The 21,699-nt window shown below is 65.4% G+C and carries 14 protein-coding genes; 10 read left to right on the top strand and 4 right to left on the bottom strand.

What is annotated here, in order from left to right; translation table 11 throughout:
- The first annotated feature begins 111 nt into the window (after window positions 1–111).
- The 6 genes from QW861_RS09495 to QW861_RS09470 all read left to right on the top strand — a co-directional run bounded on the left by QW861_RS09495 (window position 112) and on the right by QW861_RS09470 (window position 11,308).
- On the top strand, window positions 112–5,328 hold the full coding sequence (locus QW861_RS09495) for an alpha-2-macroglobulin (protein ID WP_316192959.1): 5,217 nt from the start codon (window positions 112–114) through the stop codon (window positions 5,326–5,328).
- A complete protein-coding gene (pbpC, locus tag QW861_RS09490; protein WP_316192958.1) occupies window positions 5,325–7,553 on the top strand; it encodes a penicillin-binding protein 1C in 2,229 nt (742 codons plus the stop codon). The genes QW861_RS09495 and pbpC overlap by 4 nt, the downstream gene beginning before the upstream one ends.
- A 51-nt stretch (window positions 7,554–7,604) precedes the next feature.
- Entirely contained in the window at window positions 7,605–9,347 is a 1,743-nt protein-coding gene (locus QW861_RS09485; protein ID WP_315711840.1) for a glycosyltransferase family 39 protein, read from the top strand.
- A complete protein-coding gene (locus QW861_RS09480; RefSeq protein ID WP_315711842.1) occupies window positions 9,348–10,139 on the top strand; it encodes a phosphatase PAP2 family protein in 792 nt (263 codons plus the stop codon).
- Between the two features lie 93 nt (window positions 10,140–10,232).
- Window positions 10,233–10,970 carry a glycosyltransferase family 2 protein gene (locus QW861_RS09475; protein WP_315711843.1) on the top strand — a complete coding sequence of 246 codons (738 nt, stop codon included), beginning with the start codon at window positions 10,233–10,235 and terminating at the stop codon, window positions 10,968–10,970.
- Window positions 10,970–11,308 (top strand): lipid-A-disaccharide synthase N-terminal domain-containing protein, encoded by a 339-nt coding sequence (locus QW861_RS09470; protein WP_172109779.1) that lies wholly within the window; start codon window positions 10,970–10,972, stop codon window positions 11,306–11,308. Before QW861_RS09475 ends, QW861_RS09470 begins: the two co-directional genes overlap by 1 nt.
- A gap of 64 nt (window positions 11,309–11,372) precedes the next feature.
- Here the strand turns inward: QW861_RS09470 and QW861_RS09465 are convergent, their stop codons facing one another.
- Together QW861_RS09465 and metC are read right to left on the bottom strand one after the other, a co-directional pair.
- A complete protein-coding gene (locus QW861_RS09465; protein ID WP_316192957.1) occupies window positions 11,373–13,082 on the bottom strand; it encodes a Na/Pi cotransporter family protein in 1,710 nt (569 codons plus the stop codon).
- A 122-nt stretch (window positions 13,083–13,204) separates the two neighbouring features.
- Window positions 13,205–14,398 (bottom strand): cystathionine beta-lyase, encoded by a 1,194-nt coding sequence (gene metC / locus QW861_RS09460; protein WP_316192956.1) that lies wholly within the window; start codon window positions 14,396–14,398, stop codon window positions 13,205–13,207.
- Between the two features lie 316 nt (window positions 14,399–14,714).
- Between metC and QW861_RS09455 the strand changes: the two genes are divergently transcribed.
- Genes QW861_RS09455 through QW861_RS09440 form a run of 4 tightly spaced genes read left to right on the top strand, consistent with a single transcriptional unit; the run spans window position 14,715 to window position 19,248 of the window.
- Window positions 14,715–15,731, top strand: a complete 1,017-nt coding sequence (locus tag QW861_RS09455) for an amino acid ABC transporter substrate-binding protein (RefSeq protein WP_315711846.1) — start codon at window positions 14,715–14,717, stop codon at window positions 15,729–15,731.
- A 28-nt stretch (window positions 15,732–15,759) separates the two neighbouring features.
- Entirely contained in the window at window positions 15,760–16,965 is a 1,206-nt protein-coding gene (locus tag QW861_RS09450) for an amino acid ABC transporter permease (RefSeq protein WP_315751097.1), read from the top strand.
- A complete protein-coding gene (locus QW861_RS09445; RefSeq protein ID WP_315751098.1) occupies window positions 16,962–18,482 on the top strand; it encodes an amino acid ABC transporter permease in 1,521 nt (506 codons plus the stop codon). The genes QW861_RS09450 and QW861_RS09445 overlap by 4 nt, the downstream gene beginning before the upstream one ends.
- Before the next feature lie 22 nt (window positions 18,483–18,504).
- A complete protein-coding gene (locus tag QW861_RS09440; RefSeq protein WP_315711850.1) occupies window positions 18,505–19,248 on the top strand; it encodes an amino acid ABC transporter ATP-binding protein in 744 nt (247 codons plus the stop codon).
- Window positions 19,249–19,312: 64 nt separating this feature from the next.
- Here the strand turns inward: QW861_RS09440 and QW861_RS09435 are convergent, their stop codons facing one another.
- Window positions 19,313–20,347 carry a cysteine synthase A gene (locus tag QW861_RS09435; RefSeq protein ID WP_315751100.1) on the bottom strand — a complete coding sequence of 345 codons (1,035 nt, stop codon included), beginning with the start codon at window positions 20,345–20,347 and terminating at the stop codon, window positions 19,313–19,315.
- An 81-nt stretch (window positions 20,348–20,428) separates the two neighbouring features.
- Window positions 20,429–21,661 carry a cyclopropane-fatty-acyl-phospholipid synthase family protein gene (locus tag QW861_RS09430; protein ID WP_315712616.1) on the bottom strand — a complete coding sequence of 411 codons (1,233 nt, stop codon included), beginning with the start codon at window positions 21,659–21,661 and terminating at the stop codon, window positions 20,429–20,431.
- Window positions 21,662–21,699 lie beyond the last annotated feature (38 nt).

Below are 21,699 nucleotides of genomic sequence, written 5' to 3'. Positions count from 1 at the left end.
CCATCAGTCCGTCACCATTTCGCGTCCATTCTCGCCACGAATCGGCCAAACACGGACATCTCTCCGCGTGTCCGGAACAGCCGCCCCAATCGCCGTCCAAGGAGCTGCCCCATGATCGGTCTGGTTCGCGCCGCCGTCCTCTGCGCCATCATGGCGCTCGGTCTTGCTTCTGCCCTTGCCGCCGACAAGGCGTTCAAGCGCGACGACCTCGCCGATGCCGCGATCAAGCTGGAGGCGCAGATCAAGAGCGAGGCGGGGGCGGTGAACAAGCCGCTGGCGACGCTTCGCACCGATGCCGACGCGGCGCTGCGGCGGAACGACCTACGGACCGGCCTGCAGATCCTCGGGCAGATCGCGACCGCTGCGCCGGATGATTCCGGTAACTGGCTGCGGCTGGCGCGCACCGTGCTCAACCAGATCAAGCCGATCAATCCGTCGGAGCAGACCTTCCTCCTGGAGCGGGCCTCGACGGCGGCCTACATCGCCTATCAGCGCGCCGGAAATGCCGGCGAGGAGGCGGATGCGCTGGCCGTGCTCGGCAAGACCATGGCCGAGCGCAAGCTGTGGCGGCCAGCGCTGGATTCGCTCAGGATGTCGCTCGAGCTGCGTGAGGTGGCCGATGTCCGTGGGCAGTATGAGCGGATGCGCGACGAGCACGGCTTCAAGCTGCTCGACTACACCGTGGATTCGGACTCGGCGAGCCCGCGCGCCTGCTTCCAGTTCTCCGAGGATCTCGCCAAGCGCACCGACTTCTCGCCGTTCGTGGCCCAGGCCGGCAATGACAAGCCGGCGCTGACCTCGGAGGACAAGCAGCTCTGCGTCGAGGGTCTCAAGCACGGCGAGCGCTACAACATCAATCTGCGCGCCGGGCTGCCGTCGGGCGTCAAGGAGAGCCTGCCGAAATCGGCCGAGTTCAACATCTATGTTCGCGACCGCAAGCCGTTCGTGCGCTTCACCGGCAAGGCCTATGTGCTGCCGCGCACCGGGCAGAAGGGCATTCCGCTGGTCAGCGTCAACACGCCGGCGGTCACCGTCAACGTGTTCCGGATCGGCGACCGCAATTTGATCAACACCGTCATCGACAGCGACTTCCAGCGGCCGCTGTCGAGCTATCAGCTCACCGATCTCGGCAATGAGCGCGGCATGAAGGTGTGGAGCGGCGAGCTGTCGACCGCGATGACCCTGAACCAGGACGTCACCACCGCCTTCCCGGTCGATCAGGCGCTGAGCGACATGCAGCCCGGCGTGTATGTGATGACGGCGGCGCCGAAGGGGCCGACGAGCGGCAATGACGAGGACGGCGGCCAACTCGCGACACAATGGTTCATCGTCTCCGATCTCGGAGTCGCCGCGTTCTCCGGCAATGACGGCATTCACGTGTTCGTCAATTCGCTGGCCTCGACTGATCCGGTCGCGCGCGCCGAGGTGCGGCTGGTGGCGCGCAACAACGAGATCCTCGCGACGCGCAAGACCGACGACGCCGGCCACGTGCTGTTCGAGACGGGCCTGGCGCGTGGCGAGGGCGGGCTGTCGCCGGCGATGCTGACCGTGTCGGGCGAGAAGACCGACTATGCCTTCCTCAGCCTGAAGACGTCAGCCTTCGACCTGTCCGATCGCGGCGTCGCCGGGCGCGAAGCGCCCACGGGGCCGGACGCTTTCGTCTATTCCGAGCGCGGCGTCTACCGCTCCAACGAGACGGTCTACCTCACCGCGCTGCTGCGCGACGGCAAGGGCAATGCCATGACCGGCACGCCGCTGACGCTGGTCGTCGAGCGTCCCGACGGCGTCGAGTTTCGCCGCGCGGTGCTGCCGGACCAGGGCGCCGGCGGCCGTTCGTTCAGCGTGGCGCTGAACTCGGCGGTGCCGACCGGCACCTACCGCGTGCGCGCCTTCACCGACCCAAAGGGGACGGCGGTCGGCGAGACCACCTTCATGGTCGAGGATTACGTCCCCGAACGGCTGGAATTCGATTTGAGCTCCAAGGACAAGCAGATCAAGGCTGAGACTCCGGTGGAGGTGAAGGTCGACGGCCATTTCCTCTACGGTGCGCCGGCCTCCGGCCTGCAGCTCGAGGGCGACCTGCTGGTGACGACCGCGCCCGAGCGGCCGGGGTTCCCGGGCTACCAGTTCGGCGTCGCCGACGAGGAGAGCGCCTCCAACGAGCGCACCCCGATCGAAGGCATGCCGGAAACGGACGAGAAGGGGGCGGCGACGTTCCCGGTGAGCCTGCCCAAGCCGCCGTCCTCCAGCCGGCCGCAGGAGGCGCAGATCTATGTGCGCCTGGCTGAGACCGGCGGCCGCGCCGTCGAGCGCAAGCTGGTGCTCCCCGTGGCGCCCAAGGCGGCGCAGATCGGCATCAAGCCGTCGTTCTCCGGCAAGAGCGTCGGCGAGGGCGACAAGGCCGAGTTCGACGTCGTGTTCGTCTCGCCGGAGGGCAAGACGCTGGCGCGAAGCGGGCTGCGCTATGAGCTGCTGAAGATCGAGTCGCGCTACCAGTGGTACCGGCAGAACTCCTATTGGGAGTATGAGCCGGTGAAATCGACGCGGCGCGTCGGCGACGGCGACGTCACGATATCAGCCAACAAGCCGGCGCGGCTGAGCTTCCAGCCGGAGGCCGGGCGCTATCGCCTCGACGTCAAGTCGGCGGATGCCGACGGCCCGGTGACGTCGCTGCAGTTCGATGTCGGCTGGTACACCGACGGCAGCGCCGACACGCCGGATCTCTTGGAGACCTCGCTCGACAAGCCGCAATACCAGTCCGGCGAGAGCATGATCGTGACGGTCAATGCGCGCACTGCCGGCAAGCTGACGGTCAACGTGCTCGGCGACCGGCTACTGACGACGCAGACCACCGAGGTCAAGGAAGGTACCAACCAAGTCAAGCTTGCGGTCGGCAAGGACTGGGGCACCGGCGCCTATGTCGTCACGACGTTGCGCCGTCCGCTCGATGCGGCCGCGCAGCGCATGCCGGGCCGCGCGCTCGGCGTCGCCTGGTTCGGCATCGACAAATCAGCGCGCACGCTCAACGTGGCTCTGACGCCGCCTGCGCTGGTACGTCCGGGCTCGGCGTTGAAGATTCCGGTCAAGGTCGGTGGGCTCAATCCCGGCGAGGACGCCAAGATCGTGATCGCGGCGGTCGATGTCGGCATTCTCAACCTCACCAACTACAAGCCGCCGGCGCCCGACGATTACTATCTCGGCCAGCGCCAGCTCTCCGCGGAGATCCGCGACCTCTATGGCCAGCTGATCGACGGCATGCAGGGCACGCGCGGCCAGATCCGCTCGGGCGGTGACAGTGGCGGAGCCGAGCTGCAAGGCTCGCCGCCGACGCAGAAGCCGCTGGCGCTGTATTCGGGCATCGTGACCGTCGGGCCCGATGGCACCGTCGAGGTCAGCTTCGATATTCCGGAGTTCGCAGGAACTGCGCGGGTGATGGCGGTCGCATGGAGCGCCACGAAAGTCGGCCGGGCGAATGTCGACGTCACCGTGCGCGATCCGGTGGTGTTGACCGCGACCTTGCCGCGCTTTTTGCTGAGCGGCGACCGCGGCACGCTGTCGTTCGACCTCGATAACGTCGAGGGCGCGCCCGGCGACTATGTCGTCGGCGTCAAGGCCAGCGGCCCGGTCAAGGTCTCCGGCAATGCCAACGTCACGCTGAAGCTCGCCGCCAAGCAGCGGGCGTCGTCGACGCTGCCGCTGGATGCCAGCGGCACCGGTACGGCGCAGCTCGACGTCGATATCAAGGGCCCCAACGGGCTGGCGCTGGCGCGGCACTATCAGCTCGACGTCAAGCCGGCGACCCAGGTGCTGGCGCGGCGCTCGATCCGCACGCTCGCGAAGGGCGAGAGCCTGACGCTGACATCGGACATGTTCAATGATCTCGTGGCGGGCACCGGTACGGTGTCGCTGTCGGCGGGACTGTCGACCGCGCTCGATGCGGCAACCATCCTCAAGGCGCTCGACCGCTATCCGCATGGCTGCTCGGAGCAGATCACCAGCCGCGCGATGCCGCTGCTCTATGTCAACGAGCTCGCAGCCGGCGCGCATCTCGCGATGGACACCGAGGTCGACCAGCGCATCCGCGACTCGATCGACCGCTTGCTGGCGCGTCAGGGCTCCAACGGCTCGTTCGGCCTGTGGTCGGCCGGCGGCGACGATCCCTGGCTCGATGCCTACGTGACGGACTTCCTGACCCGCGCCCGCGAAAAGGGATTTGCGGTGCCGGACGTGCTGTTCAAGAGCGCGCTCGACCGCGTCAGGAACTCGGTGGTCAATGCCGAGGAGCCGGAGAAGAGCGGCGGCCGCGATCTCGCCTACGGCCTCTACGTGCTCGCGCGCAACGGCGCGGCGCCGATCGGCGATTTGCGCTATCTCGCCGACACCAAGCTCGGCAATCTCGCAACTCCAATTGCCAAGGCGCAGCTCGCCGCGGCGCTGGCGCTGGTCGGCGACCGCGCCCGCGCCGAGCGGGTCTATGCGGCAGCCGCCGACAGCCTCGCGCCCAAACCGGTGCTGGTCTTCGGCCGGGCCGACTACGGATCCGACCTGCGTGACGCGGCGGCATTGGTGTCGCTGGCCGGCGAAGGCAATGCGCCGCGCGCGACGCTGACGCAGGCGGTGACTCGCGTCGAGGCCGCGCGTGGCCTGACGCCGTACACCTCGACGCAGGAGAATGCATGGATGGTGCTGGCGGCGCGTGCGCTCGCCAAGGAGACGCTGACGCTCGATGTCAACGGGCAGGCGGTGAAGCAGGCGCTGTACCGCAGCTACAAGGCGGCTGAGCTCTCGGGCCAGCCGCTGAAGATCACCAACACCGGTGATGCGCCGGTGCAGGCGGTGGTCTCCGTCTCCGGCTCGCCGCTGACGCCGGAGCCGGCGGCATCGAACGGCTTCAAGATCGAGCGTGGCTACTACACGCTCGACGGCAAGCCGGCCGATATCAGAACCGCGAAGCAGAACGACCGTTTCGCTGTCGTGCTGAAGGTCACCGAGGCCAAGCCGGAATACGGGCACATCATGGTGTCCGACTATCTACCGGCGGGGCTGGAGATCGACAATCCGCATCTGGTGTCGTCGGGCGACAGCGGCACGCTCGACTGGATCGAGGACGGCCAGGAACCGGTCAATACCGAGTTCCGCGACGACCGCTTCACCGCCGCGCTCGACCGCGCCGCGGATTCCAAGTCCGTGTTCACGGTCGCCTATGTGGTGCGGGCGGTGTCGCCGGGCAAATACGTGCTGCCACAGGCCTATGTCGAAGACATGTACAATCCCTCACGCTATGGTCGGACCGGTACGGGCTCCGTGGAGGTCCGCGCGGCGAAATGAGCGAGGGTGGAACGAGTGATCGTGAGTTGGGTGGCCGGACGGTGCCGCACACTCCGTCATGCCCAGGCTTGACCCGGGCATCCATCGCTCGCGGCGACGAAGGCGCGGATGGCCGGGACAAGCCCGGCCATGACCCGAGGAGATGGCGGAGCGTCAAACGGCTGCTCGCGGGCGCGCTGTTCTTGTTCGTCGCAGTCGTCCTTGCCTTCACCGCCTACACCATCTCTCTCGGCCCGCTGCCGCTGCGCGAGGCCAAAGCCGTGTCCACCACCGTCGTCGACCGCCACGGCAAGCTGCTGCGCGCCTATGCGATGGCGGATGGGCGCTGGCGGCTGCCGATTAGCGCGAAGAAGGACGTCGATCCGACCTATTTGAGACTGCTGTTCGCCTATGAGGACCAGCGCTTCTACGACCATCACGGCGTCGACCCCCGCGCGCTGGCGCGCGCCACGATGCAGCTCGGCGCGCACGGCCACATCGTGTCGGGCGGCTCGACCATCACGATGCAGCTGGCACGGCTGCTCGAGCCCAGGCGGCAGCGCTCGCTGCACGCCAAGCTCAGGCAGATCGTGCGCGCGCTCGAGCTCGAGCGAGAGCTGAGCAAGGACGAGATCCTCGATCTCTACCTGACGCTCGCGCCCTATGGCGGCAATCTCGAAGGCATCCGCGCCGCCTCGATCGCGTATTTCGGCAAGGAGCCGAAGCGGCTGTCACTGGCGGAAGCGGCACTCCTGGTGGCGCTGCCGCAGTCGCCGGAGACGCGGCGGCTCGACCGGCATCCGGAGGCCGCTCGACGCGGCCGCGACCGCGTTCTCGACCGCATGGTGTCGGAGAACGTGATCTCCGCCGAGGACGCGGCGCAGGCGAAGGCGCAAGCCGTGCCGGCCTTCCGCCAGCCGATGCCGATCCTGGCGCCGCATGCTGCCGACCAGGCCTCGGCGACCGTCAAGGATCAGCCGATCATCCGCCTTACGCTGGATGCCTCGCTGCAGAAGGTGCTGGAGCCGCTGGCGCGCGATCGCGCCATCGCATTGGGACCGAACGTCTCGGTCGGCATCATCGTGGTCGACAATGACAGCAGCGACGTGCTCGCCCATGTCGGATCGGCCGACTATTTCGACGAGAAGCGGGCAGGGCAGGTCGACATGACCCGCGCGGTGCGTTCGCCAGGATCGACCCTGAAGCCGTTCATATATGGGCTCGCCTTCGAGGACGGCTTCGTGCACCCGGAGAGCCTCATCGAGGACCGCCCGGTGCGCTTCGGCTCCTACGCGCCGGAAAATTTCGACATGACGTTCCAGGGCACGGTGCCGGTGCGCAAGGCGCTGCAACTGTCCCTGAACGTTCCCGCCATCGTGCTGCTCGACCGTGTCGGCGCCAGCCGGCTGTCGTCGCGACTGAAACAGGCCGGCGGCAATTTGGTGCTGCCGAAGGACGAAGCCCCAGGCCTTGCCATGGGCCTCGGCGGCGTCGGCGTGACCCTGCAGGACCTCGCCCAGCTCTATGCCGGATTCCCGCGACTGGGCACCACCAGGCCGATGCGTGAGATCATGACCGGGGAGGGCACCGACGATGCCCGCGAGCCGTTGCGGCTGATGGATTCGGCGGCCGCCTGGCAGGTCGGCAACGTGCTGCTGGGGACCCCGCCGCCGGAAAACGCAGCCCGCAACCGGATCGCCTTCAAGACCGGTACCAGCTACGGCTATCGCGACGCCTGGTCGGTCGGTTTCGACGGCCGCGTGACGATCGGCGTCTGGGTCGGCAGGCCCGACGGCGCGCCGGTGCCCGGCCTGATCGGGCGCGTCGCCGCGGCGCCGATCCTGTTCGACGCTTTTGCCCGCAGCGGCAGGCTGCCGGCGACACTGCCAAAGCCGCCCAAGGGTGCGCTTGTCGCCAGCAATTCAAAGTTGCCGCTGCCCCTGCGCCGGTTCCGGCCGGTCGGAGAACTGGTGCGGACCGGCGCGGAGCAGGCGCCGCACATTCAGTTCCCGCTGAACGGCTCCCGCATCGATGTCGACCGGTCCGCCGGTCCCGAGGCGTCGGTGATGCCGGTGAAAGTGTCCGGGGGCGTGCTGCCGCTGACCATGCTGGTCAATGGACTAGCCGTCGGCGAGATCGACAGCCGGCGCCAGCGCCTGATCGATCCGCCCGGGCCCGGCTTTGCCCGCCTCACCGTGATCGATGCCACGGGCGCTGCGGACACAGTTGTGGTCAGAATCCAGTGAGGGTTCGCTAAGCGGTTGTCGACATAGCGGTTTCAGCGTATTCGGAACCCCATGGTCGAGACCTTTGCCCGCCCCCGTTTTGGAGAGCCGCGCGAGCCGAAGAACCTGGTCAATCCAGGCAATCGGCTGGCGCGGATGATCGATGTCGTCACCGTGAGCCACACCAGGGCGGTGACGTTCCTGCTCGTCTGCGGGCTGCTGTTGTTCCTGCCGGGCTTCTTCACCATCCCGCCGATCGATCGCGACGAGGCGCGCTTCGCCCAGGCGACCAAGCAGATGGTCGAGAGCGGCGATTACGTCGATATCCGCTTCCAGGACGACGTGCGCTACAAGAAGCCAGTCGGCATCTACTGGTTGCAATCGGCTGCGGTCGAGACGGCGTCGGCGATCGGTCTGCCGCGTGCGCAGCTGCGCATCTGGGTCTACCGCATTCCCTCGCTGATCGGTGCCATCGGCGCGGTGCTGCTGACCTATTGGACCGCGCTCTCCTTCGTGACACGGCGCGGCGCCGTGTTCGCCGCCCTGCTGATGTGCTGCTCGGTGCTGCTCGGGGCGGAAGCCCGGCTCGCCAAGACCGACGCGATGCTGCTGTTCACCGTGGTGGCTGCGATGGGTGCGCTGGCCCGCGTGTATCTGTCGTGGCAGCGCGGCGAGGATCCGGTGCATCCACCGTGGGGACCGCCTGCGATTTTCTGGACGGCGCTCGCCGGCGGCATCCTGATCAAGGGCCCGCTGATTCTGATGTTCGCAGGACTGACGATCGTGGCGCTGGCGATCATGGATCGTGGTGCCGGCTGGCTATCGCGTCTGCGCCCTCTATGGGGACTGATGTGGATGCTGGTGCTGGTGCTGCCCTGGTTCGTGCTGATCTTCCTGCGCGCCGGCGACACCTTCTTCGCCGATTCCGTCGGCGGCGACATGCTGAGCAAGATCGGCGCCCAGGAGTCGCACGGCGCACCGCCGGGACTTTATCTGCTGCTGTTGTTCATCACCTTCTGGCCCGGCGCGCCGCTGGCCGCTATGGCGGCGCCTGCGGTATGGCGCGCGCGGCGCGAGCCGGGGGCGCAGTTCCTGCTGGCCTGGCTGCTGCCGTCCTGGGTCGTGTTCGAGGCCGTCCTGACCAAGCTGCCGCATTATGTGCTGCCGCTCTATCCGGCAATCGCCATCCTCACCGTGGGCGCGCTGGAGCGGCGGGTGCTGGCGCGCAACTGGCTGCGGCGCGGCGCCGCCTGGTGGTTCGCGATTCCCGCCATCACATCGGTGGTGGCCGTGATCGGCGCCATCATCGTCACGCACCAGCCGGTGTTCCTGGCCTGGCCGTTCGTGGCGGCGTCGCTGATTTTCGGCCTGTTCGCCTGGTGGCTCTATGACGACGGCCGTGCCGAGCGCTCGCTCTTGAATGCCGGCGTGGCGGCGATGTTCCTGGCGTTCGTGGTGTATGGCGCCGTGCTGCCGGCGCTGACACCGCTGTTTCCCAGCGCGGAGATTGCGCGCGCGCTGCGCAACGTGGTCTGCGTCGGGCCGAAGGCGGCAGCGGCAGGTTTCCACGAACCTAGCCTCGTGTTCATGACAGGAACCTCGACGCAGCTCACCGACGGCTCGGGGGCGGCCGACTTCCTCAACCATGGCGCGTGCCGCTTCGCGCTTGTCGAGCAGCGCACCGAACGGGCGTTCGTGCAGCGCGCCGAGGCCATCGGGCTGCGCTACAACGTCGCCAAGCGCATCGACGGCTACAACATCTCGCAAGGCCGCCCGGTCTCGATTGCGATCTATCGTTCGGAAGGCACCGAGTAGATGTCGGCGCCAGACACGCCCTCGCTGTCGTCAGGCTATCTCGCCCAGCTCGCGCTGGTCGGCAAATTCTCGTTCGGCCGGCTGGTTCGGCGGCCGCAGACCGCGCCGGACGCTGCGGGCCGGCAACGCCTGCAACGCGAGCTTCTCCTGCTCGGTGCCATCGGCCTGAGTGTGGTCTCGGTGCTGATGTTCACCTTCGATGCCTACGAAATCGGGCTGATGCCGGCGCGTGGAACACCGAGCCTGTGGCCGGTGCGCATCATCACCGAATTCGGCCAGGACGAATACGTGCTGGGACTGCTGGCAGTGGGGGTCGTCGCGACGATCCTGATCGCGCCGTTGTGGCCTGAGGCTTCGCGCAGCCGCCTTCTGAACTTTGCGACGCATGTTCAGTTTTTCTTCTTCGCGGTTCTGCTCTCCGTGCTATCGGCCCAGGTGTTGAAATATATCATCGGGCGCGGCCGTCCCTTCGTCGGCGGCAAGGCCAACGCGTTCAATTTCGAACCCTTCAACGGCACGCCGGCCTATTTCAGCATGCCGTCGGCGCATGCGGTGACCGCCTTCGCGCTCGCATTCGCCATTGCGGCCGTCTGGTCGCGGCTGCGGATACCAATGTTCATCTATGCCATCGTGATTGCCCTGAGTCGGCTGGTGCTGCTGGCGCATCATCCAAGCGATGTGGTCGCCGGCGCCGTGGTCGGATTGGCCTGCGCCATGCTGGTCCGCTACTGGTTCGCAGCACGACGGCTGGGCTTTCGCCTGGGCAAGGACGGCCAAATCGTACCGCGCTAAAGGGGTTGATAGGCGGCCCCAAGCCCCATAATAAGCCTCCGCCGCATCGCCCGGGGCAGGAACCGGTCCAGTCACGCCATCGCGAGTCTCATCTTGTCGACCGAAACCCCCGTTGCCGTCTCCATCGTCGTTCCCGTGCGCAACGAGGCCGGCAACATCACGCCCCTGATCACCGAGATCGCGGCCGCGCTCGACGGTCTCTGGGCCTATGAGATCATCTACGTCAACGACGGCTCGACCGATGACACCGCGCAACGGCTCGCCGAGGAGATGGCGCGGCGGCCGAACCTGCGCGTGCTGCGCCATGAGAAGTCGTCCGGGCAATCGGCGGCCGTCAGAAGCGGCATCCGCGCGGCCCACGGCGCGATGGTTGCGACGCTGGACGGCGACGGGCAGAACAATCCCGCCTTCCTGCCCGACCTCATCGCTGCGCTCGAAAAGGGCGGGGCGGGTGTCGGCCTCGTCGCAGGCCAGCGCGTCGGTCGCAAGGACACCGGCTTCAAGAAACTGCAATCGCGGCTTGCCAACAAGATCCGCAATGCGGTGCTGCATGACGGCACCCGCGATACCGGCTGCGGCCTCAAGGCGGTCCGCCGCGACGTCTTCCTGATGATGCCGTATTTCGATGGTCTGCACCGCTTCCTTCCCGCCCTGGTGCGGCGTGAGGGCTACGACATCGCCTACATCGACGTGACAGATCGACCCCGGCACTCCGGTGTCTCGAACTACGGGTTCTTCGACCGGCTCTGGATCGGGATCATGGATCTCGCCGGCGTGTGGTGGCTGATCCGCCGCAAGAAGCCGACGCCGGTTGTGATCGAGGTAAAGTAATGCTGATTCAATTCGGGCAGGCGTTCAGCAACTATCTCTACGACATCTTCATCGCCAAATTCGATTTCTGGCTGGTGTTCGGCCTCGCCGCCCAACTGGCCTTCGCCGCGCGCTTCCTTGTGCAGTGGATCGCCAGCGAGCGCGCGGGCAAGAGCGTGGTGCCCCTTGCCTTCTGGTTCTTCTCGATCGGCGGCGGCCTCATGACGCTGATCTATGGTCTCGTCAAGCGCGAGCCGGTCATCATCTTCGGCCAGTTGCTGTCGAACATCATCTACGTCCGCAACGTGATGCTGATCTTCAAGAACCGTCAGCGCGAGTCGCAGACGCTGAGCAATTGACCGGAGCGGGCTTCAGGTTCACAGGGCGGATGTGCCGTCGCCCGTTCGTGGGGCCGTCCTGCGCTCAGCGCGGCAGCGGCTGGGCCGAGGATGGGGGCAGGGTCACGGGCACGGGCACGGTCGTCGCCACGCTGTCAGCCGCCTCGCCGCGGCGCGTCGCAACCTCGCCGGCGGCATCGAGCACGGGATAGGCGACCGAACAGATGTGCGAGTGGATCCGCCTGAGGTCACGCAGCACGTCGAGATGCAGTGAGGTGGTTTCGAGCGTCTCCGAGCGGCCGTCGCGCAGACGTTCGAGGTGCCGCTCGGTCGCGCCGAGCTCGGCGTTGCGGAGCTCGGCTTTCTGATCGAGCAATTGGTGCGCCTGCTGCGCATCGCCGGACATGAAGATGCCGAACGCGACGCGGAGCGCCTCCATGATCTGGCGGTGAAAGGCCTGCAGCTCGTCGGCGCCCTCCGCGGAGAACTGGAACCTGCGCTTGATCTTCTTGGTCGCGAGCTCGCTCAGGTTCTTGTCGATGATGTCGCCGATGTGTTCAAGGTTGATCGCGAAGGAGATGATCTCCATCGCCCGCTTGCCCTCGCGGTCGTCCAGGCTGCCCCGCGTCAGCTTGGTGATGTAAAGCTTGATGGCTTCGTCGAGCCGGTCGACGACATTGTCCGCGCGTGACACCTGATCCACGAGGCCACGGTCGTTGGTCATCATCGCGGTCATGACATTGCGCAACATGGTCTCGACCAGATCGCCCATGCGCAGCGCCTCGCGCGCCGCGTCCGCAAGCGCCAGCGACGGTGTCTCCAGCGCGGTCTCGTCGAGGTAGCGCGGCTTGGCGGGATCGACTTCGGCCGGGCGGTCGGGGAACAGTCTGACGAGCAGCTTCTCGATGCTGCCGAGCAGACCGATGAAAACCAGCGCCGTGCCGAGGTTGAATGCCATGTGAAACTGCGCGGTCAGCTTCGACAGATCCGGCTGCCATTGCTGCAGCTGAGCCGCGAGCGGATGCAGGAAGGGTGCGATCAGCGTGACGCCGATGATGCGGTTGAGGAGATTGCCGACGGGCAGGCGATAGCTCGCGGGATTGTCGCGCCGGGCGCCCTCGAACACCGGGTTGACGGCGCTGCCGAGATTGGCGCCGAGCACCAGTGCCATGGCCGCATCGGCCGTGATGAAATGCGCATAGGCCAGCGACATCACCAGCAGCACGCTCGCGACGCTGGAATGCACGATCCAGGTGACGGCGGCGCCGAAGATGATGCACAGCGTGACGTCGGCGGTGATCGCCTGCATGAACACGCGCATCGCCGGCGCCTCCTCGGCCGGCGCGAGCGTGTCGATCAGGATATGGAGCGACAGCAGCATCAGGCCGAGGCCGATCGACACCCGGCCGAGATCCTTGATGCGCGATCGCGGCCCGCTGCGGAACGCCACCAGGCCGAGCACGAACAGGATCGGCGCGACGGCCGCGACGTTGAACGACAGCACCTGGACGATCAGCGTGGTGCCGATATTGGCGCCCAGCATGATCGCCATCGCGGGGATCAGGCCGACGAGGCCTTCCGCAGCAAAGGAGGTGGTGATGAGCGCCGTTGCCGTGCTGCTCTGGAGCAGCGCGGTGAGGCCGAGTCCGGCCGCGAGGGCGCTGAAACGGTTCCGCAGCGCTCGCGACAGCAGCAGCCTGAGATCCGGGCCGAAGGCGCGCAGGATGCCGCTGTGGACCATGTGAAGGCCCCACAGCAGCAGCGCCACGCCACCCATCAGATCGAGCAGAACCATGATTCCCGTTCGTTCCCGCTTGTCTTCAGACCAAGGCTACGCCCAATCGGCCGGGGATCAACGCCAATTTGGCGGCCCCGGTTGCCCGATCGCGCGGCGCTCCGCCCCTGCGGGCGGCGTGGTCAAGCGGCGTTGAACGCGGCAAAGCCGCGATCGAGATCGGCCTTGAGATCCTCGGTATTCTCGAGACCGATGTGCAGCCGCAGTGTCGGACCGCCGGGTGCCCATGTGGTCGCCGTGCGGTAGCTTGCGCAGTCGAACGGGATCGCCAGGCTCTCGAAGCCGCCCCAGGAATAGCCCATGCCGAACAGCGTGAGCGTGTCGAGCATGGCGTCGACGGCGGCCTGCGCCTTTGGTTGCAGCACGATGCTGAACAGGCCGGAGGCGCCGGTGAAATCGCGCTTCCAGATCGGGTGCCCCGGATGGCTTTCCAGCGCGGGATGCAGCACCTCGATCACCTCGGGACGCGCGGCGAGCCAGCGCGCCATCTCCAGGCCTGACCGGTGATGCTGCGCCAGGCGCACGCCAAGCGTCCGTACGCCGCGCAAGGCCAGGAACACGTCGTCCGGTCCGGCGCAGACGCCGAGCAGGCGGATGCCCTCGGAGATCAGCGGCCACGCCTTCGCATTGGCCGAAATCGTCCCGAACATGATGTCGGAGTGGCCGCCGATATATTTGGTGGCCGCCTGCATGCTGATGTCGACGCCCTGGTCGAGCGAGCGGTGGTAGAGCGGCGTCGCCCAGGTGTTGTCGTCGATGACCAGCGCGCCGTGCGCATGCGCAACCGCGGCGATGGCGGGGATGTCCGGCATTTCGAAGGACTGCGAGCCCGGCGCCTCGACAACCACCGCGCGTGTATTCGGTTTGAGCAGTTGCTCAATTCCTGCGCCGATCAAGGGGTCGAAATAGGTCGTCTCGACGCCATAGCGTGCCAGCATGCCGTTGCAGAAATTTCGGGTTGGACGATAGATGCTATCGCACACCAGAACGTGGTCGCCGGCCTTGAGCACCGACAGCAGGGTGGTCGAGATGGCGCCGAGGCCTGACGGCGCGATGCCGACGCCGGCGCATTGCGGCCCCTCGAGCGCCATCAGCACTTGCTGCAGCGCCTTCGTGGTCGGGGTGCCGTGGCGGCCGTACTGGAATTCACCGCGGTGTGCATGCAGATCTTCAGCCGTTGGATACAGGACCGTTGAACCATGAACGACAGGAGGATTCACGAATCCGTGCTGCGCTTTCGTGTCCCGCCCCGCCGTGACCAGCCGTGTCTCGACGTTTTGTCGCACCGCCGCAGCGGGGTCGTTCGATGATGCCATTCGCGTGTCTTTTCTCTTTAAACCTGCCGGGATAGCTGGAAATCAGGCCGCACTGCGGTCGTTAATAACAGAATGCAGAACAGGCCCGTCAACCCCTTGACCCGGACCGCCAGTCGTTCTGTGATGCCGGCGCAATTCGATCGCTGCACGTTGAGGGGCTTGCCGCGATTTCCGCTTCATCTCGCATGCACGGCTCCGTCGTGCATGGCGCGCGCCATATTCTTGGTATGGCGTTTGCAGAGGCGGATTCAGGTCGGCCCCTCCTACGCGCTGAGATTCATCGCTCCCCAAGGACGACCCGCGAAAGGCTGTATTTATGAAACGCGTCACTCTGGCTCTTACTCTTGCTCTCGCCCCGGTGCTGGCGAGCGTCGGCGCCCAGGCCGAAACGCTCAAGACCGTCAAGGATCGCGGCATGCTCGCCTGCGGCGTCAGCCAGGGCCTTCCTGGCTTCTCGGCGCCCGACGACAAGGGCAACTGGACCGGGCTCGACGTCGACGTTTGCCGCGCCATTGCCGCCGCGATCTTCAACGATCCGACCAAGGTCAAGTTCGTTCCACTGTCCGCCAAGGATCGCTTTACTGCACTGCAGTCGGGCGAGATCGACGTGCTGTCGCGCAACACCACTTGGACCCTGTCGCGTGACACCTCGCTGGGCGCCAATTTCGCCGGCGTGACCTATTACGACGGCCAGGGCTTCATGGTGAAGAAGGCCCTGAAGGTCAATTCGGCGCTCGAGCTCAACAGCGCCTCGATCTGCGTGCAGACCGGCACGACGACTGAGCAGAACCTCGCCGACTACTTCAAGGCCAACAAGATGAAGTACGAGGTGATCGCATTCGCCGGCCAAGACGAGACCATCAAGGCGTACGAATCTGGCCGTTGCGACGTCTTCACGACCGACGTTTCCGGCCTCTACGCCGAGCGGCTGAAGCTCGCCAATCCGGCCGATCACGTGGTGCTGCCGGAAGTGATCTCGAAGGAGCCGTTGGGCCCGATGGTCCGCCATGGCGACGACCAGTGGTTCGACATCGTCAAGTGGACCTTGTTCGGGCTGGTGACGGCCGAGGAGCTCGGCGTGACGCAGGCGAACGTCGATGAAATGGCCAAGTCGGACAAGCCGGAGTTCAAGCGCGCCTTCGGCACCGACGGCAATCTCGGCGAGCAGCTCGGCCTCACCAAGGACTGGTTCTACCGGATCGTGAAAGCGGTCGGAAACTACGGCGAGATGTATGATCGCAACGTCGGCGCCGGCTCCAAGCTGCAGATCGCGCGCGGTCTGAACCAGCTCTGGAACAAGGGCGGCCTGCAATACGCGCCGCCGATCCGCTGATCACTGCGCGATAGCGGGGCTGCGGCGAATGAGCATCGAAGCAAGGTTACCGCCTACGCAATATGGGCTTCGGCTGAAGCGTATGCTGGGTGGCAAGGCAGGATGGAACGGCATCATCCTCCAGATCCTGTTCGTCGCAGTGCTGGTGTGGGTTGGCTACGAGATCGTGGCCAACGCACGCAGCAACCTCGCCACCCAGCGGATCACGTCGGGCTTCGGCTTTCTCAACAATACGGCCGGCTTCGACGTCAACCAGACCCTGATCAGCTACTCCGGCTCCGACAGCTACAGCCGCGTGCTGATCGTCGGCGTGCTGAACACGCTGCTGGTCTCCGTCATCGGTATCGTGCTGGCGACCATCCTTGGCTTTCTGGTTGCGCTTGGCCGCTTGTCACCGAACGTATTGCTCTCGCGGGTCTCCGGCGCCTATGTCGAGCTGATCCGGAACCTGCCTCTCCTGTTCCAGATCCTGTTCTGGTATCTCGCGGTGTTGGCGGCTCTGCCCGGACCGCGGCAGAGCATCTCTCTTTTCTCGACCTTCTTTCTCAACAACCGCGGCTTCATCGTTCCGCGCCCGATCGAGGAGCCCGGCTTCACGCCGTTCGCGATCGTGCTCGGTGTGGCGATCGTGGTCTCGATCGGTCTGCACTATTACGCGCGGCGTGAGCTGTTCTTGCGCGGCCATGTGATCCGGATTTGGCCCTACGTGCTGGGGCTGCTGATCGGCCTGCCGCTAATTGCAATGCTCGTGTTCGGCGTGCCGATTTCGTTCGAGGTGCCGGCGCTCAAGGGATTCAACTTCGCCGGCGGCTCCCGCATCATTCCAGAGCTCGTTGCGCTGACCCTGGCGCTCACCATGTACACGGCGTCTTTCATCGCCGAGGTGGTACGGGCGGGAATCCTCTCGGTCCACAAGGGACAGATGGAAGCGGGGCTCTCGCTTGGACTGAGCCGCGGCACCGTGCTGCGCCTGATCGTCGTGCCACAGGCGCTCCGCGTCATCCTGCCGCCGCTGACGAACCAGTATTTGAACCTGACCAAGAATTCCTCGCTCGCGGTCGCTATCGGTTATCCCGATCTCGTGTCGGTGTTCGCGGGCACGACGATGAGCCAGACGGGGCAGGCCATCGAGATCATCGGAATCACGATGGGCGTCTATCTGGCGCTGTCGCTGATTACGAGCGCGATGATGAGCTTCTATAGCTGGCGGCTTGGGAAGAGACTTGGCGCATGACCGACATCACGGCCTCAACCTTCATCCGTCAGGACATGGCCGGAGAACGCCCGGCGCCCATCAAGACGACCGGTTTCGTCGGCTTCGTCCGCACGAGGCTGTTGAACTCGCCGACCAATATCCTGCTCACCCTGGTGAGCGCGCTGTTGATCTGGTTCACCGTGATCCCGGCCGTCAAGTTCCTGCTGGTCGACGCGGTGTGGGTCGGCAAGGACCGCGATGCATGCCTGGCGCAGAACGCCGGCCATCCGGTCGGCGCCTGTTGGCCCTACATTTCGGCGAAGTTCAGCCAGTTCATGTACGGCTTCTACCCGGAGGCCGACCGCTGGCGCGTCAATCTGACCTATGTGCTGGCGGTGGTGCTGCTCGTGCCGCTGCTGATTCCGCGCCTGCCGGCCAAAGGCCTTAATGCGGGTCTGTTCTTCTTCGCGCTGCCGGTGGTCGCGTTCTTCCTGCTCTATGGCGGTGGGCTGGAGGGCTTCGGCGTGAGCTGGACCACAGGCACCCTCCAGCTGTTCGTCGAGAGCATCGATACGGCCGGTAACGCGCTGGTGCGCGCCGGCGATAACGTGCCGGTGGTCGGCATGCTGCTGTGGCTGCTCGGCAAGCTGGTCGTGCTGATCGGAACGCTCGCATCGCTCGTGATCTGGCCGCTGGTCTGGATCCGCAATGAACTGCAGCAATCTCACCAGCCCGTGTGGAATGATCTCGCGCTCTCCGCGATCATTGTCACCGCGCTGGTGTTCATCATCGGCGGCGGGAGCAGGGCGCTGCGCAGCGTCATCGCCACGGCCGCGACCTTCGCCGGCATCGCCATCGTCATTGCGATCATGGGCCTCGATCGCGGCGGCCTTCCCATCGTCGACACAAGGCTGTGGGGCGGCATGCTGGTGACGCTGGTCGTCTCGGTGATCGGCATCGTCGCGTCGATGCCGATCGGCATTGCGCTTGCGCTCGGCCGCCGCTCGACCATTCCGCTGATCCGCGTCTTTTCGATCGCCTTCATCGAGCTGGTGCGCGGCGTGCCGCTGATCACGGTGCTGTTCTTCGCCACCTACATGCTGCCGCTGTTCCTGCCCGGCAATGTCAGGGTCGACGGCCTGGTACGGGCGCTGATCGGCGTTGCGCTGTTCTCCGGCGCCTACATGGCCGAGGTGATCCGCGGCGGCCTGCAGGCCATTCCGCGCGGCCAGGCGGAGGCGTCGAGCGCGCTCGGCCTGTCCTGGTGGAAGACGACGAGCTTCATCGTGCTGCCGCAGGCGCTGCGCCACGTCATCCCCGGTATCGTCAACAGCTTCATCTCGCTGTTCAAGGATACCTCGCTGGTCTCGATCGTGGCGCTGTTCGACTTGCTCGGCAGCCTCAAGGCTTCGTTGGCCGATCCGGTCTGGGCGACACCGACCACGGCTTTCACCGGCTTTGCCTTCACAGGAATGATCTACTTCGCCTTCTGTTTCGGCATGTCACGCTACTCCATGCTGGTCGAGCGCCGCCTCAACGCGCACCGGCGCCATTGACCCAGATATCGTCGAGAGATCCATGACTGCAAATTCGATCGTCAGCATTTCCGCCCTCAACAAATGGTACGGCGAATTCCACGTCCTGCGCGACATCAACCTCTCCGTCGGAAAGGGTGAGCGCATCGTGATCTGCGGGCCCTCGGGCTCGGGCAAGTCGACCTTGATCCGCTGCATCAACGCGCTGGAGGAATTCCAGGAGGGCGAGATCAATGTCGACGGCATCGATCTGGGTCCGAATCTCAAGCGGGTGGACGAAGTCCGCCGTGAGGTCGGCATGGTGTTCCAGAGCTTCAACCTGTTTCCGCATCTGACCGTGCTGGAGAACTGCACCCTGGCTCCGATCTGGGTGCGCAACATCCCGCAGAAGGAAGCCGAGGCGACTGCGATGAAGTTCCTGGAGCGGGTCAAGATCCCGCATCAGGCGCAGAAATATCCGGGCCAGATGTCGGGCGGTCAGCAGCAGCGCGTTGCCATCGCGCGCGCGCTGGCGATGAACCCGAAGGTCATGCTGTTCGACGAGCCGACCTCGGCGCTCGATCCCGAGATGGTGAAGGAGGTGCTCGACACCATGGTCGATCTCGCCAAGGAGGGCATGACCATGCTGGTCGTGACCCACGAGATGGGCTTTGCACGCGAGGTCGCCAACCGCGTCGTGTTCATGGACGCCGGCCAGATCATCGAATCGAACACGCCGCAGGAATTCTTCGCCAACCCGCAGCATGCGCGCAGCAAGCTGTTCCTGAGCCAGATTCTGCGGCATTGATGAGGAAGCGAATCGGGACTTGCGAATAGGGCGAGAAATTCTACTCGCTACTCGCTACTCGCCCTCAAACGAAAGGCGGCTTGATCCCGCTGCGCCGCTCCAGCCAGGCCGGCACCGGCAGGTTCTTCGAACGCATGAACTCCGGATTGTACAGCTTCGACTGATAGCGCGCACCGGAGTCGCACAGGATGGTCACGATGGTGTGGCCGGGGCCGAGCTTCCTGGCGAGTTGCACCGCGCCAGCGACGTTGACGCCGGTCGAGCCTCCCAGGCACAGGCCTTCATGCTGCACGAGGTCGTAGATCGTGTTGACGGCGTCCTCGTCGGACACCAGGAACGCGTCGTCGACCTTGGCGGTCTCGATCACGGGCGTCACACGACCGATGCCGATGCCTTCGGTGATGGAATCGCCGGGCGTCGATTTGACGACCCCGTTCTTGAACCATTCGTACATCGCGAAGCCGTGCGGGTCGGCACAGGCGGTGACAATGTCCTTGTTCCTGTCCTTCAAATAGCGGCTCGTGCCGGCGATCGTGCCGCCGGTGCCGACCGCGCAGATGAAGCCGTCGACCTTGCCGTCGGTCTGCTCCCAGATCTCGGGTCCCGTGGACTCATAATGCGCCTTGGCGTTGTCGAGGTTGTTCCACTGGTCGGCGAACAGCACGCCGTTGGGCTCGGTCATGCGCAGTTCGTCGGCGAGCCTGCGGCCGACATGCTGATAGTTGTTGGGATTGCTGAACGGCAACGCCGGCACCTCGACCAGCTCCGCGCCGCACAGCCGCAGCATGTCCTTCTTTTCCTGGCTCTGCGTCTCCGGAATCACGATCAGCGTGCGATAGCCGCGCGCGCTGGCGACCACGGCCAGACCGATGCCGGTGTTGCCGGCAGTGGCCTCCACCACGAGGCCGCCGGGCTTGAGATCGCCACGCCTCTCGGCCTCCAGGATCATCCACTTGCCGGCGCGGTCCTTGACCGACTGGCCCGGGTTCATGAACTCGGCCTTGCCGAGAATGGTGCAGCCCGTCGCCTCCGAGGCGCGCTTGAGCTTGATCAGCGGTGTGTTGCCGATCGCCGCGACGACGTCGTTATGAATGGTCATTTTGCAGATACCGTAGGAGTTTCCTCGAGCACACTTAAGAGGACCCTAGCCTGATATCCAGGGGAGCGTAAGCCGGCTGGATCAGCCCCCCGATTTCGCAAAGACGACCTGGCGAACATCGATATTCCCGGAGAGGAAACCCGCTTCGCAGTAGGACAGATAATATTCCCAGAGCCGCCTGAAGCGCTCGTCGAATCCGGCGGGCGTGAGGTCCGGCCAAGCCTCTCGGAAGTTATTTCGCCAGATCGCAAGCGTCCTGGCATAATCTTCCCCGAAGATCCGCTCGCGGATGACGGGTATGCCAAAGCGGTCGCCGAGCGACTTCAGAATCTGCGGTGTCGGCAACATGCCGCCGGGAAAGACGTAGCGCTGGATGAAGTCGACCTCGCGGCGGTAGTGCTGGAACAGGCTGTCCTGGATGGTGATTGCCTGGACACCGGCCAGTCCGCCCGGCAGCAGGCGGTCTCGCAGTTGCGAGAAATATTTCGGCCAGAATTGTTCGCCGACCGCCTCGATCATCTCGATCGAGGCGATGCGATCGTAGTGGTCACGCTCGTCCCGGTAATCCTGCAGGCGGATTTCGACCTTCTCGGCGAGCCCGGCCTCCTGGATGCGGCGCTGCGCGAAGTCGCGCTGCTGTTGACTGATCGTCAACCCAACGACCTTGGCGCCGAACGTCTTGGCGGCATATTCGGCAAAGCCGCCCCAGCCGCAGCCGATCTCGAGCAGCTTCTGCCCGGGCTTGAGATCGATCGCCTCGGCCAGCCGCTTGTACTTGTTGGTCTGCGCTGCAGTGAGGTCGGTGGTGTGCTCCTCGAACAAGGCCGAGGAATAGGTCATGCTCGGATCCAGCCAGGCCGAGTAGAACGAATTTCCGATGTCGTAATGGGCATAGATGTTGCGCTTCGCCTGACGCTTGGTGTTGCGGTTGAACCAGTGCCGGACCAGCTGGGCAAACCGGATCAGCGGCTTGTCTTCCAGCATCGACTGCAGCAGGTGCTGGTTGACGCAGAACAGATAGAGAAACTGCGTCAGGTCCGGCGTATCCCAGTCGCCGTTCAGATAGGCCTCGGCGATGCCGATGTCGCCGCCATTGAGAAGACGCGATGCGAAGCCGTAATTGGCCAGGATCATTGCGGCGGCCGGCCCGGGCTCAACGCCGCCAAGCCGGATCACCCGTCCGTCCGGCAGGGTCACGTCGAGCGTGCCTTTTCGCAACCGCGAGCCGAAGCCGAGGGCAAGGCGGGGCAGGCGGGGAAGATCGGCAAGCACCTTGTCGATGGTATCAGGGGTGACTGGGATGACGTCCGGCATGGCAGGTCCACTCACGCAAACGGCTCCAGCCCACGTCC

The organism is Bradyrhizobium sp. SZCCHNRI1029, assembly GCF_032487555.1.
Lineage (GTDB): Bacteria > Pseudomonadota > Alphaproteobacteria > Rhizobiales > Xanthobacteraceae > Bradyrhizobium.
The sequence above is the reverse complement of the archived record's forward strand: the minus strand, read 5'-3'. Positions and strand labels throughout refer to the sequence as shown.